The sequence below is a fragment of the Hahella chejuensis KCTC 2396 genome, from assembly GCF_000012985.1.
GTDB classification, from domain to species: Bacteria; Pseudomonadota; Gammaproteobacteria; order Pseudomonadales; family Oleiphilaceae; genus Hahella; species Hahella chejuensis.
Genome location: NC_007645.1, coordinates 1,799,086 through 1,812,970, shown reverse-complemented (window position 1 = coordinate 1,812,970; position 13,885 = coordinate 1,799,086). Strand labels below are relative to the sequence as shown.

12 protein-coding genes are annotated in these 13,885 nt (G+C 52.1%); 3 read left to right on the top strand and 9 right to left on the bottom strand.

The features are described from left to right. The first annotated feature begins 1 nt into the window (after position 1). Together HCH_RS08095 and HCH_RS08090 are read left to right on the top strand one after the other, a co-directional pair. Positions 2-994: a YgfZ/GcvT domain-containing protein gene (locus HCH_RS08095; RefSeq protein ID WP_011395702.1), complete on the top strand. Its 993-nt coding sequence runs from the start codon at positions 2-4 to the stop codon at positions 992-994. A 152-nt stretch (positions 995-1,146) separates the two neighbouring features. Then, on the top strand, positions 1,147-1,986 hold the full coding sequence (locus HCH_RS08090) for an HDOD domain-containing protein (protein ID WP_041598505.1): 840 nt from the start codon (positions 1,147-1,149) through the stop codon (positions 1,984-1,986). A 41-nt stretch (positions 1,987-2,027) separates the two neighbouring features. Here HCH_RS08090 and ung read toward each other — a convergent pair whose 3' ends face one another. The 7 genes from ung to alaC all read right to left on the bottom strand — a co-directional run bounded on the left by ung (position 2,028) and on the right by alaC (position 11,531). Then, positions 2,028-2,789: a uracil-DNA glycosylase gene (ung, locus tag HCH_RS08085; RefSeq protein WP_011395700.1), complete on the bottom strand. Its 762-nt coding sequence runs from the start codon at positions 2,787-2,789 to the stop codon at positions 2,028-2,030. 42 nt (positions 2,790-2,831) lie between these two features. Next, positions 2,832-4,355 (bottom strand): lysine--tRNA ligase, encoded by a 1,524-nt coding sequence (gene lysS, locus HCH_RS08080; protein WP_011395699.1) that lies wholly within the window; start codon positions 4,353-4,355, stop codon positions 2,832-2,834. Between the two features lie 71 nt (positions 4,356-4,426). Then, positions 4,427-5,525 (bottom strand): peptide chain release factor 2 gene (gene prfB / locus HCH_RS08075; protein WP_148212520.1). Its coding sequence is split into 2 segments (ribosomal slippage): positions 4,427-5,449 and positions 5,451-5,525, totalling 1,098 coding nucleotides; the frame shifts between segments, so codons are not numbered across the junction. A gap of 124 nt (positions 5,526-5,649) precedes the next feature. After that, positions 5,650-7,401: a single-stranded-DNA-specific exonuclease RecJ gene (gene recJ, locus HCH_RS08070; protein ID WP_238384978.1), complete on the bottom strand. Its 1,752-nt coding sequence runs from the start codon at positions 7,399-7,401 to the stop codon at positions 5,650-5,652. Positions 7,402-7,493: 92 nt separating this feature from the next. Then, positions 7,494-8,888, bottom strand: coding sequence for a threonine synthase (thrC, locus tag HCH_RS08065; RefSeq protein WP_011395696.1), 1,395 nt, complete (start codon positions 8,886-8,888; stop codon positions 7,494-7,496). Between the two features lie 104 nt (positions 8,889-8,992). Then, complete coding sequence (locus HCH_RS08060) at positions 8,993-10,288, bottom strand: homoserine dehydrogenase (RefSeq protein WP_011395695.1); 1,296 nt, start codon at positions 10,286-10,288, stop codon at positions 8,993-8,995. A gap of 52 nt (positions 10,289-10,340) precedes the next feature. Beyond that, on the bottom strand, positions 10,341-11,531 hold the full coding sequence (gene alaC, locus HCH_RS08055) for an alanine transaminase (protein ID WP_011395694.1): 1,191 nt from the start codon (positions 11,529-11,531) through the stop codon (positions 10,341-10,343). 227 nt (positions 11,532-11,758) lie between these two features. On the opposite strand from alaC, the gene HCH_RS33615 reads away from it, so the two are divergent. Beyond that, a complete protein-coding gene (locus HCH_RS33615) occupies positions 11,759-11,998 on the top strand; it encodes a hypothetical protein (protein ID WP_148212519.1) in 240 nt (79 codons plus the stop codon). Between the two features lie 40 nt (positions 11,999-12,038). On the opposite strand, the gene HCH_RS08050 is transcribed toward HCH_RS33615, so the two are convergent. Continuing rightward, complete coding sequence (locus tag HCH_RS08050; RefSeq protein WP_011395693.1) at positions 12,039-12,782, bottom strand: DsbC family protein; 744 nt, start codon at positions 12,780-12,782, stop codon at positions 12,039-12,041. Between the two features lie 147 nt (positions 12,783-12,929). Beyond that, positions 12,930-13,832 (bottom strand): site-specific tyrosine recombinase XerD, encoded by a 903-nt coding sequence (gene xerD / locus HCH_RS08045; RefSeq protein WP_041598504.1) that lies wholly within the window; start codon positions 13,830-13,832, stop codon positions 12,930-12,932. Between the last annotated feature and the right edge of the window lie 53 nt (positions 13,833-13,885).

The following is a 13,885-nucleotide window of genomic DNA, read 5'->3' as shown; positions in this document are numbered from 1 at the left end:
TATGACGTCCTTTTGGAACGCCTTCGCCAAACCAGCAAACACTCTGGCGCCCCAGGAGAGTGACGGCGCCTTGCATCTCCACAGACTGACCAATGTCGCCTTACTGGAAATAAAAGGGCCCGACGCCGTCAAATTCATGCAGGGGCAATTTACCTGCGACATTCAGGAAATCACCATCAGTCATTCATCACTGGCCGCCTGCTGCACTCCCAAAGGCCGCATGGTCGCATTATTCCGCATAGCGCAAGCCAAGCCAGACTGCTATTTGTTGAGACTTCCCGTAGAGGTGGCGCAAAGTTTTCTCGCTCACCTTAATAAGTACAAGGTGTTTTATAAGTGCACCGTCACGTTACTGGAGGATTGGGGCGTAATAGGATTAAGTGGAGATCTGGATTCGCTGCCTTCCCTCTCTTCCGCAGTTCCTACATCAGCAGACTCCTGCCAGACCAGCGATGGCCTGCTGCTTATTCGCCCTCCAGGCAACCTCTCCCGGATGGAATGCTGGCTAGATAGCGCCCAGGCGTCAAAGCTACTGCCGGATCTGGATAATCAATGCGCCGCCGGCGCCGTCGAGGACTGGGAGCGCCTGGAAGTGCTTTCAGGATTGGGAGAGGTTTACCCGCAAACCCTGGATGAGTTTATCCCGCAAATGCTGAATCTGCAGGCGCTCGGCGCCATCAGCTTCAAAAAGGGCTGCTATACGGGACAAGAAATCGTCGCCCGCATGCAGTACCTCGGCACGCTAAAGAAGCGCATGTTCTTGCTCTCTTCTGAAACAATAACCCCCGCCCCCGGCTCAGCAATTATCGACGAAACAGGCGCTCGTATTGGTTCAGTCGTGCGCAGCGCCCAAGGACAAACTCTCGCCGTACTGGACAAGTCAGCCGCCGACGGCAAAGTCCTGCGTCTGGAGGAGTCTCCAACTACCGCACTGCAAGTACTTGAGCTTCCCTACGCCATTGAAGAAGTTAGCAACACAAAGAAAAAGCTCTGACATAATCCTACTCCTTAGCGGCGCGTTTCTATGCGCCGCCGGCAAGCATCCCGCCAAAATTCTGCTATAACTTAAATTGGACCTTGAAAGAGGCCGAAGCGCTTCTCAGCGGGCCCGCATCCAATGCAGCCAACCTATTCACGGATATGCAAATGGCAGAATTAGAAGAGAAAATCAAAGCAGACATACTTCAGGCAATAGATTCCGATAAACTGGTGCTGCCCACCCTTCCTGAGGTCGCTCTACAGGTTCGAGAGGTGGCGGAAAGTCCTGACTCCTCCGTTCAGGACCTTGCAAAAGTCATCAGCAATGACACCGCTATGACGGCCCGCATTATACGCGTATGCAACAGCCCGCTATTACGCGGGAGCCGTGAAATATCGAACCTGACAATGGCGATTGGCCGCCTCGGCATGGCATATACCGCAAACCTCGCGACAGGGCTGGCGATGGAGCAAATGTTCCAGGCCACCTCGGAGCAGGTAGACCAACGCATGCGGGAAATCTGGCGCAACAGCACGGAAGTGGCCGGCATTTGCCACGTGCTCGCGCAGCATTACACCAAGTTGAAACCCGACCAAGCGACCCTGGCGGGGCTAGTGCATCAGATTGGCGCCCTCCCCGTATTGACGTACATAGAGCATCACGACATTCATGTCGACAACGAAACCCTCGACAAACTGATCGAAACCCTGCAGCCCACGATTGGAGAGTACATCCTCAAAAAATGGGACTTCCCCGCAGAACTCCAAATCGTGCCCACAGAGTTCAGTAACTTCCATCGGGAAGCGCCCAGCGTCGATTACGCGGACGTGGTGATGGTGGCCAAATTGCAAAGCCTGATAGGCAGCAAGCATCCTTACACAGAGATGGATTGGGGGCAGATATCGGCATTTAACCGACTCGGTCTCGATCCAGAAATAGACATGAACGAAGCAGAGGATTTAAGCGCGGAAATGGAAGCGGCGATGGCGCTACTCTCGCCTTCCTGATTCCCATAAAAACACGGCGGACCTGGGTCCGCCGGTCGGCCTCACTCGACGGAAGCTGGCGTTTTCTTTATCAGTTGCCCTTTCTCATCCAGTCGATCCTTCGGAGGTAGACGCCAGTCGATGGGTTTCTTTTGATGGGCTCGCAGATAATCGTTCGCGCTGGCGAAATGACCACACCCCATAAAACCGCGATGTGCTGATAGAGGCGACGGGTGAACACTCTCCAGCACACAATGACGCTGCCGGTCGATAAAAGCGCCTTTGCGCTGGGCGTAACTGCCCCATAGCAAAAACACCACATTCTCCCGTTCACTGTTAATAAGCTGTATCACCCTGTCAGTGAATTGCTCCCACCCTTTGCCCTGATGCGAGGCGGCCTTACTTTGCTCCACGGTCAGCACACTGTTCAACAACAAAACGCCTTGTTGCGCCCAATAAGCCAGACATCCATGCTCAGGCACGCCTAAACCGAGCTCATTGTTGATTTCCTTAAAGATATTCACCAATGATGGCGGCGGCGCAATACCCGGCAACACGGAAAAGCTAAGTCCATGCGCCTGACCCGGACCGTGATAGGGGTCTTGCCCCAGTATGACTACCGACACATTCTCAAAAGGCGTCGAGTTGAGAGCGTTGAAGCAGTTATCCAGGCTGGGATATATGACCTTGCCCTGCCCATCTTGCGCCCCAAGAAACTGCTCCAATTGCACCATGTAAGGCTTGGAGAACTCTTCTTTCAGGGCGTCCTTCCAGCGGGTGTCTGGGGCCAAAGCCCCAAACAACACCTCTGCGCAGCTTTGCATCTGCAATCTCCTTTTCTCTATCCGTTCAATGCGACAGAACGATCAGTCCGCTAACGGACGCATGTGAGGAAACAATATAACGTCTCGGATTGAGGGCGAATCGGTCAGCAGCATCACTAATCGGTCGATGCCAATTCCCTCACCCGCGGTCGGCGGCATGCCGTGCTCTAATGCAGTTATGTAATCCTCATCGAAGAACATCGCCTCATCATCACCCGCCTCTTTCTCCGCCACTTGCTTACGGAAGCGCTCAGCCTGATCTTCCGGGTCGTTCAACTCCGAGAATCCGTTGGCGATCTCTCTGCCGCCCACGAAAAACTCAAACCGGTCAGTAACGAAAGGATTATCGTCATTGCGACGCGCCAACGGCGACACTTCCGTCGGGTACTCAGTAATAAAGGTCGGCTGCATCAAGCGATGTTCAACTGTCTTTTCAAAGATTTCGATTTGAATCTTGCCCAAGCCCCAGGATGCTTTGAGAGGAATACCCAGACCAGTCGCCACCTTTTTAGCGCCGTCCATATTGTCAATATCTCCCAGCGTGAGCTCGGGGTTGAAGTGTAAAATCGACTCTACGACCGTCATGCGTATGAAAGGTTTACCGAAGTCATAGATGATTTCATCGACTACATCGCCATCCGTATTCTTGGATGTGTTGCGCACTTCCGTTGTCCCTAGCGCTTCCTGAGCCACCCAGCGCAGCATTTCCTCGGTCAGATTCATCAGGTCTTTGTAATCGGCAAACGCCTGGTAGAATTCAATCATGGTGAATTCAGGATTATGACGGGTGGACAAGCCTTCATTGCGGAAGTTGCGGTTAATTTCAAACACCCGCTCAAAACCGCCCACTACCAAACGCTTGAGATAAAGCTCCGGCGCTATACGCAGGAACATCTCAATATCCAGGGCATTGTGATAAGTCACAAAAGGACGCGCCGTGGCGCCGCCAGGAATCACCTGCAGCATCGGCGTCTCCGCCTCAATAAAGTCACGCTTGGTCAGGAAGTAACGTATGCTTTCAATCACTTTGGAGCGAATACGGAAGGTTTCCCGCGCTTCTTCATTGGTGATCAGGTCCAGATAGCGTTGGCGATAGCGCATCTCCGTGTTGGTCAGACCTTTATGTTTGTCCGGCAAAGGACGTAGCGCTTTCACCATCAAACGCGGGTTTTCCATATTGACGTACAGATCGCCCTTATCTGATTTGTGCAGAGCGCCTTCCGCTGCGACGATATCGCCCAAATCCCACAGTTTGACGTTTTCCAGCTGTTCCGGCGGCAAGCCTTTACGATCTATGTACAGCTGAATGCGGCCCGTCATGTCCTGTATGACGACAAAAGGTCCACGCATCGCCATGATGCGGCCAGACACCTTGGCGCGCACGCTAGCTTCCTCCAGCTCTTCCTTGCTTTTATCACCATAACGAGCCTGCAGGTCTGCACAGTAGCTGTCGCGACGAAAATCATTTGGAAACGCCAGCCCCTTTTCCCGCAACTTACCCAGCTTGCCCCGGCGCTCAGCGATCAGTTTGTTTTCATCTATTGCAGGATTTTGGTTCTCTGTCATGGTTTGCTTAATCCACTATTTATCAATCAATTGGCAAAAATTACGGGTCGAGACATAAGCGAAGGGCCTGATTACAGGCCCTGCTTCAAACTCGCCTCGATAAACTCATCAATATCGCCGTCAAGCACCGCCTGACAATTGGAGTTTTCTATTGAAGTACGCAAATCTTTGATACGCGACTGGTCCAATACGTAAGATCGAATCTGGCTGCCCCAACCGATATCGGACTTACTATCTTCCAGCTGTTGCGCTTCAGCATTGCGCTTTTGTATTTCAAGCTCATACAGCTTCGCTTTCAGCTGCTTCATCGCCTGATCTTTGTTTTTGTGCTGAGAACGATCGTTCTGGCACTGCGTCACGATGCCGGAGGGCATGTGCGTGATACGTACGGCGGATTCGGTCCGGTTAACGTGCTGACCGCCGGCGCCTGATGCGCGATAAACGTCTATGCGCAAATCGGCGGGATTGATATCGATTTCGATATCGTCATCCACTTCCGGGGAAACAAACACGGACGCAAAAGAAGTATGACGACGGTTGCCGGAGTCAAACGGAGACTTCCGCACCAGCCGGTGTACGCCCGTTTCCGTGCGCAGCCACCCATAAGCGTATTCACCCTGGAAATGAATCGTGGCGCTTTTAATGCCGGCTACTTCACCGGGAGATTCCTCGATCAAGTCAGTTTTGAATCCACGACGCTCGCCCCAACGCAGATACATACGCAGCAATATACTCGCCCAATCCTGCGCTTCGGTGCCGCCGGAACCCGCCTGGATATCCAAGTAGGCGTTATTGGGATCCATTTCTCCCGCAAACATCCGACGGAACTCCAGGGTCTCCACCTGTGCGCGGATTGATTCCAATTCAGTTTCCACTTCAGTGACAGCATCCGCGTCCTGCTCTTCCACCGCCATATCCAGCAGGTCGGAACAATCCGTCAATCCGCCGGTCACGTCATCGACGGTTTTCACCACCACCTCAAGGGAGGAACGCTCTTTGCCAAGACCTTGCGCACGTTCTGGATTATTCCAGACGCCGGGATCTTCGAGCTCCCTTTCTACTTCAACCAGACGCTCTTTCTTGACGTCGTAGTCAAAGATACCTCCGCAAAGATTCTACGCGGGAGCGCAAGTCCTTGATGGTATTAACTATTGGATTCACTTCTAACATAATCGTCGGGGCCTCAAAAAAAACAGTTGAAACGGCGACGGATCATCCGCCGACCGTAAAGAAAGCCCGCTATTGTAAACAAACTGAACAGTGAGTTACACCTAGGAAAAGACGATCGACATGCCTAATTACAAGGCTCAAGGTACTCGATAAGCAATTGCAGATTGCTATGTCCGCGAAACTCATTTATGTCGAGCCTGAAAACCACCTTTACCCGATCCCATTCACTAAACGGCGTCGCGGGATCGATATTGAAGCAGATAGCGTCGTAGCAATTTCCGGACCGGCTATCCGCCAGCGCCATCTTGAGATGGCGCTCACCGACAATTCGACAACTGGCGATACGGAACTGGCCGTCGAACAACGGTTCTGGGAAGGATTGCCCCCATGGGCCCGCATTTTTCAAGGCGATCGCCATATTCATGCAAAGCTCTTCGGGAGACAGCTCGCCATCCGTCAAAAGTTTGGCCTGCAGGTCGTCTACACTCACAGCAGCCGCAACAACCTCTTGAAACGCTTCCGAAAAAGCAGTGAAATTTTCTGGTCGCAGAGATAATCCCGCCGCCATGGCGTGACCGCCGAACTTGGACAACAGCCCGCTGCGCCTGGTGGCGACCGCATCCAACGCATCGCGAATGTGCAAACCTGGTATTGATCGGGCCGAGCCTTTCAGTTCGCCATTATCCCCTGGCGCAAAAGCAATGACAGGGCGGTGCAGACGGTCCTTAATGCGTGATGCAAGAATCCCCACTACCCCCTGATGCCAGCTTTCATCATAAAGACAAACAGCCGCCGGCGGGTTGTCGTAAGTCCAGTTCATGCGATCCAGAATAGACAGCGCCTGGGCTTGCATATCACGTTCAATTTCTTTGCGCGCCTGATTTAATCCATCAAGCTCTTGAGCAATCATCAAAGCCTTGGCGGGATCTTCCGTCAGCAACAGCTCAATCCCCACAGTCATATCTTCCAGACGTCCCGCCGCATTAAGCCTTGGGGCGATAGAAAATCCCAGATCAGAAGCGCCCAGTTTTTCCTGATTACGCCCCGCCACCTGCAGTAGCGCATTAATGCCGGGACGACAGCGCTTGACGCGGATACGTCGAAGCCCCTGCTCTACCAGTATCCGGTTATTAGCGTCCAGCGAGACCACATCGGCGACGGTCCCCAGCGCCACCAAATCCAACAAATTAGCCAGATTTGGCTCTATCATGCCGGTAGCGGCGAACCACCCCTTGTCGCGCAGCGTCTGCCGCAACGCCAACATCACATAGAAAATAACCCCCACCCCTGCGATAGACTTACTGGGAAAGTCGCAACCAGGTTGATTGGGATTCACAATCGCATCAGCTTCCGGCAACTCCGCGCCGGCCAAGTGATGGTCGGTAACAATGACTTGCAGCCCCGCCCGCTTGGCGGCCTTAACGCCATCAATGCTGGCGATGCCATTATCCACCGTAATCAGCACATCAGGCTTGCGAGACAACGCAACGTCCACAATCTCAGGAGAAAGGCCATAGCCGAATTCAAACCGGTTGGGAACAATGTAGTCCACGTAGGCGGCGCCGAACATACGCAACGCCAGAACGCCCAATGCCGTGCTGGTGGCGCCGTCAGCGTCAAAGTCGCCCACAAAAATAATGCGCTGATTACGCTGCAATGCTTCCGCCAGAATAACCGCGGCGCTTTGCGCTCCAGCCAGACTATCCAGTTGCAGCAAATGACTTAATGAATACTCCAGCTCGTCGCCACTGACGACGCCTCTGGCGGCATAGATCCGCTGCAATAACGGAGGAAGCCCTGCCTGATTAAGGAGTCCAGCGGGAACATCCCGGCGTTCAATGCGCTTTTTCGGTATGGTTTGGGAGAGCTCGCTCACCGGCTATCCAGTCTGTTGATTGGCTTAATTAAGAGAGTGACGCATGGCGGGGACCAAGCAAATGCCGCCCCGCCACAATCTATCTATGAAGGTTATTTCTTAAGCTGATCCTGCACAAAGCGCTGAATCGCCTGCAAATCATTCGGCAACACAGTAAAGCGCTCCTCTCTTTCAAACAGGTCCGCCATATGAGCAGGTAGCTTCGGCTCTTCCTCTACGCCAGCTTTAGCCACGGCTTCGGGGAATTTCGCAGCGTGCGCGGTAGCCAGAATCACCATTGGCGCCTTCTTGTCTCGACGACAGGCGCGCGCGGCTTTGACGCCGATCGCTGTATGCGGGTCTACAATCTCTTCCGTTTCGGCATAAATCTGATCGATGCTAGCCAAAGTAGATTCGTCATCCACAGCGTAGGAGTCGAACAACTCTCTGGCATGACGCCAGCGATACTCCTCGATTGCAACGTCCTCTTTGTTCATCTTCTCCATAAGCTCCGCCAGCAAAGAGCCATTGCGACCATGTAGATCAAACAAAAGGCGTTCAAAGTTGCTGGACACGACAATATCCATGCTTGGAGATAGCGTATGCTGGAGCGGCTGCAGGTTGTACTGGTTATTGCTCATAAAACGATGCAGCACATCATTGCGATTGGTCGCGATCACCAACTGGCTCACCGGCAAGCCCATATTGCGCGCCAGATAACCCGCAAAGATATCGCCAAAATTCCCCGTGGGCACAGAGAATGCAACGCTGCGATGAGGCGCTCCGACACTCAGCCCGGCATGGAAATAGTACACGATCTGCGCCATGATCCGCGCCCAGTTGATCGAGTTCACCGCTACCAGAGGACGACCATCCAGAAACGCCTGATCGCCAAAGCTCGCCTTCACCATCCGCTGACAGTCATCAAAGTTGCCTTCGACCGCCAGATTATGGACATTATCGCCTGTAATCGTCGTCATCTGCCTACGCTGAACTTCAGAGACACGGCCATGCGGATGCAGAATGAAAATATCGACGTGTTTGGAATGACGGCATCCTTCAATCGCCGCAGACCCAGTATCACCAGAAGTCGCTCCCAAAATCGCCACTTTCTGGCCACGCTTTTCAAGAAAATGGTCAACCAGACGTCCCAGCAGTTGCAACGCGTAATCTTTGAACGCCAGAGTGGGACCATGAAAAAGCTCCATCACCCACTCATTCGCCGAAATCTGCTTCAGCGGCGCCACAGCGGAGTGAGCGAACTCTGAATATGCATCATTAACGATAGCGGAGAACTCTTCGATAGACAGAGAGTCTTCCACGAATGGATACATGACCTTGACCGCCAGCTCCGGGTAACTCAGCCCAGCCCAAGAGGCAATCTCCTCAGGGGTGAAGTGAGGTAAAAACTCAGGTACGTACAGGCCGCCATCCGAGGCCAACCCGGTCAACAGAACTTCTTCAAAGTTAAGCGCAGGCGCTTTGCCTCTGGTGCTTACATACTTCACGATTTAAAACCCTTTGCCATTAGCCCAGCGCCACTTGCCGCACTGCGCTCTCTATCTATACCGTTAACGGAAAGCCTTGCGCCTGCATGGCTTTCCGAATTTATTCAACTAAATGATTCCACGCGAATTCGCGTCACCTTACCAACCACATCAGGGAGCGCTTCTATCACCGCCAAAGCATGGTTCATATTCTTTTCGTGCACCCGATGAGTCAGCATGATCATGGGGATCAACCCATCATGCTGTTCACTTTCCTTCTGCACAATTGACTCGATATTGATGCTGTGCTCACTCAGAATTTGAGCGACATTGGCTAGCACCCCAGGGTGGTCCTGCACAAGGATACGCAGGTAATAAGCGCTCACCACATCTTCCACTGGAACCACCTCAAGGTCATTGAGGTGCTCAGGGTTATGCCCCAGAGAAGGAACGCCAACCGCCACGCCTTGACGCAACGCCCTGGCGATATCCACCAAGTCTGCAACTACCGCAGACGCTGTAGCCTCAGCGCCAGCGCCAGCGCCGTAGTACAAAGTTGGGCCCACAGCGTCCCCGTCGACCATCACAGCGTTCATAACGCCATCGACTTTTGCGATCAACTGAGTTTCTGGCACCAACGTAGGATGCACACGCAGTTCGACGCCGTGCTCCAGACGTCTCGCTATACCCAGGTGCTTGATGCGGTATCCGAACTCTTCCGCATACTGAACATCTTCCGGCGCAATAGCACTTATGCCTTCCGTGTAGGCACGCTTGAATTGCAACGGAATACCGAAAGCGACGGACGCCAAAATAGTCAATTTATGCGCAGCATCTATGCCTTCCACATCAAACGTCGGATCTGCTTCAGCGTATCCCAAGGCTTGCGCCTCTTTCAGCACATCCTCAAACGCGCGACCTTTATCGCGCATTTCCGTCAAAATGAAATTGCCAGTGCCGTTAATTATTCCAGCCAGCCAATTAATGCGATTCGCCGCAAGGCCTTCACGTAGCGCCTTAATCACAGGTACGCCGCCGGCTACAGCCGCCTCAAACGCCACTGTAACGCCCTTGCGCGCCGCCAGTTCAAAAATTTCACCGCCATGTTCTGCGATTAACGCCTTGTTGGCGGTAACCACATGTTTGCCGTTCTCTATCGCTTTGAGGATCAACTCTTTCGCGATTGTCGTGCCGCCAAGCAGCTCAACAACGACCTCAACTTCAGGGTCAGAAGCTACAGCGAAGATATCAGTGGTAAACTGCGTTGAACCCAGCTCACAGGCGGGGTTCATCCGACGGGAAGCGACACGGATTACTTCAATAGCCATCCCCGCACGCGCAGCAATATCGAAGCCATTACGCGCCAGCACGTTAAAAGTTCCACTACCTACAGTGCCCAATCCACAAATAGCTATTTTCATCTACCACGTCTCCACAACATTACGCGCTCACTATGGCGCATTTAAGAGTGTCTTAATCCTGTATCAAACCATCTTTACGAAACATCGCTTTAATACCTCGAATCGCCTGTCGCGTACGATGTTCGTTTTCAATCAGCGCGAACCGCACATACTCATCGCCATAATGCCCGAAGCCCAGACCAGGAGACACCGCTACCTTCGCCTCCAGTAACAGCTTTTTAGAAAACTCCAGCGACCCCATTTGACGATAATGTTCAGGAATTTTCGCCCAAACGAACATCGTTGCTTTAGGCGGAGTTACATCCCAACCAATACTATCTAAACCACGGCATAATACGTCACGGCGGGATTGGTACATCGCTCGAATTTCTTCCACACAAGACTGATCGCCCTCCAATGCAGCAATCGCAGCCACCTGAATCGGGGTAAAAGTACCGTAATCCAAGTAGGACTTAATGCGAGCCAAAGCAGCAATCAGTTCCGCATTGCCGCAACAGAAGCCAACGCGCCAGCCGGGCATATTATAGCTTTTAGAGAGTGAGAAAAATTCAACAGCCACTTCCTTCGCACCGGGAACTTGCAGTATCGAAGGAGCCTTATAACCATCAAATACGATATCCGCGTAAGCGATATCCTGCACAACCCAGATCTTATGCTCTCGTGCGATGGCAATGACTTTTTCAAAAAAGTCCAACTCAACACATTGAGCAGTCGGGTTGCCGGGAAAATTCAATACCAGCATCTTGGGGCGAGGCCATGAATCAAGTATCGCCTTTTCCAATTCAGTGAAAAAGGCGCCTGTGTCCTCGCCCAGTGGAATATGCCGGATATCGGCGCCGGCAATGACAAACCCGTAAGGGTGAATAGGATAGCTAGGGTTCGGCACCAGCACAGCATCCCCTGGCCCCATTGTCGCCAAAGCCAGATGAGCCAACCCCTCTTTGGAGCCAATGGTGACTATTGCTTCTTTCTCTGGATCCAAATCCACGTCAAAGCGATTTTTATACCAGCGGGCGATAGCCCTTCTCAGTCTGGGAATTCCTTTGGACTGGGAATAACGATGCGTATCATCCCGCTGCACAGTTTCAGTCAGTTTATCGACAATATGTTTGGGAGTAGGCTGATCAGGATTGCCCATACCAAAATCGATAATATCCTCCCCCCTCGCTCGCGCCTGCTGCTTGAGCTCCCCAACGATGTTAAAAACATAGGGCGGCAAGCGACTGATGCGCGGGAATTCCATTGCGATCTCCTGAACGGCCAGAGGGCGAAGATTAAGATAAGTACAGTATTGGGAACAGGCCACAATACCCCGCACCCAGAAATGTGTCAACGTAGCGCGACGCTTATTTAACGAGAAGAGAAAAGGTCTCCAACACGCCTCAATCCTGGAAGATGGCGCAGACAAAAAACAAAGGCTAACCTGTTAAGTATTCCCTTTTGGCGTCGACAGGCATTATGGAAACAGTAATGACTGATAAAACCAGAAAAGCAGCTCAAGTTTACTTAGTAAACGCCCTTTCAATATTTCCATTACTTCTTACTGGATGCGATGGCGGCACACCTTTTACTGAGCTGAGCAATTATGAACTAAGCATGGAATACAGGGCATGCCAGAAAGAGGGGCTGTCGCCCGGCGGAGCCCAAAGGTGCAACAATATTGAAAGGGAATGCGACATAAGAAGAGAAGAAAAAAACTTTCGTTGCTAGCGGAAGAGCGCCGCTCTCTTCCGCCAACCAATCATGCAAGTTATTTAACTTCCAACCCCAGCCCTTTGGCGAGAGAGTCAGCTGGAACGTATCCTGGAATCAAACGACCGTCGTGCAGCACGATGGCCGGCGTTCCACTAATACCAATCTGATTGCCAAGATTATATTGGTCTGCGACAGGATTTTTGCAGTCCTTGGATGAGGGCGTTTTGCCCAACTTCGCCTCGGTCATAGCCGCCTGCTGATCATCCGCACACCAGACAGAAACCATCTTCTGATAGCTTCCAGAGCCTACGCCTGCACGCGGATACGCCAAGTAATTAACCTGAACGCCCAGCTCATTCAAGCGAGGGACTTCTTTATGAAGCTTACGGCAGTACCCACAATCCACGTCTGTAAATATCGTTATGGAGGTCTTTACCACCTCTGGCTTGAACACGATCATCTTGGACTCGTCAATCGAGTTCACCAGCTCTGCGCGCGTTTCTTCGCGGCGACGTTCCGCCAGATTAGTAATCCGCCCCTCGCTCACCTGATAAATATCGCCCGCCACAAAATACTGCCCATCAGCACTGGTATAAAGCAGTTGTGGGTTATTGGATTCCACCTCATACACCCCAGGTATTGGGCTTGGGCTAACCTTAAGAATTTTCAGCCCTGGCACAGCCTCAGCCAACCGCTGCTTAATCACCTTAACGGCTTGCTCTTGCTGCTCATCGGCGCGCGCTCCAAAAGCGACCGACAGTGCCATTAATACCAGTACAAAAGGGCGCATTACGTGCATGAATATACCTTCATCCGTTCTTGAATATATAGTTAGGACCCAAAATTACACAAATGTTCCTACCAAAACTAGGTCAATTGTGTAACGTGAAATAGATTTAACCTAACTCTTTTCCGCCATGGCTCCAATGAACCGATGTGCAGAATATCAGGAGCGAGGATGATGCCTTGAATGCAGTTGCTGCAGCCGCGCTTTGGCTACATGGGTATATATTTGGGTAGTAGACAAATCACTATGCCCAAGAAGCAATTGCACCACGCGCAAGTCCGCGCCATGGTTCAGCAAGTGCGTAGCGAAAGCATGACGAAGCGTATGCGGCGTTATATTCTTAGAAATCCCGCTGCGCGACGCGTACAGCTTGATACGATGCCAAAAGGTCTGCCTCGTCATTTCACTACCACGCATACTGGGAAAAAGGACGCCATCTTCTCGTCCCGCCAACAATTGAGGACGAACGCCTTTGATATAAGCCTCTAATTGCTCCACCGCTTGCTCACCCAGAGGAGTCAATCTCTCTTTACCCCCTTTTCCGACAACACGCAGCACTCCCTGCCTCAAATTGACCTGATAAAGCCTAAGGCTAACCAACTCAGACACCCGCAACCCACTGGCGTACAACACTTCCAACATCACTTTATCGCGGGCTTCAATAGGCTGCGACGCATCCGGTTCCGCCAGCAACTGTTCCACTTCCATCTCAGAAATAGCGCCCGGCAACAATCGCCCTACTTTAGGATGCTCAATCCTTAACGTTGGATCTTCCTGTACAACCCCCTCTCTTAGTAAATACCGGTAGAATTTTCGCAACGTCGACAACATACGAGCAGAAGAAGCGCCCTTAGCGCCTTTTTGCATACGGACAGCCAAAAAGGAAAACAAATCCTCACGAGAAGCGTCAACAAGCGTTCGCCCCCTCCCCATCAACCATTCCGCCAGACGAAGAAGGTCGCAGCGATAAGACATCCTAGTATTTTCGGACAACCCCTGCTCCAGCCATAGCATTTCTATAAACCTATCTATGACGTCCTGACATTCCCGCGAAAAACTCATAACTCTCGCCATCTTCAACTATCAAGCCACCAACTTGAGCACAAACAAAAAAG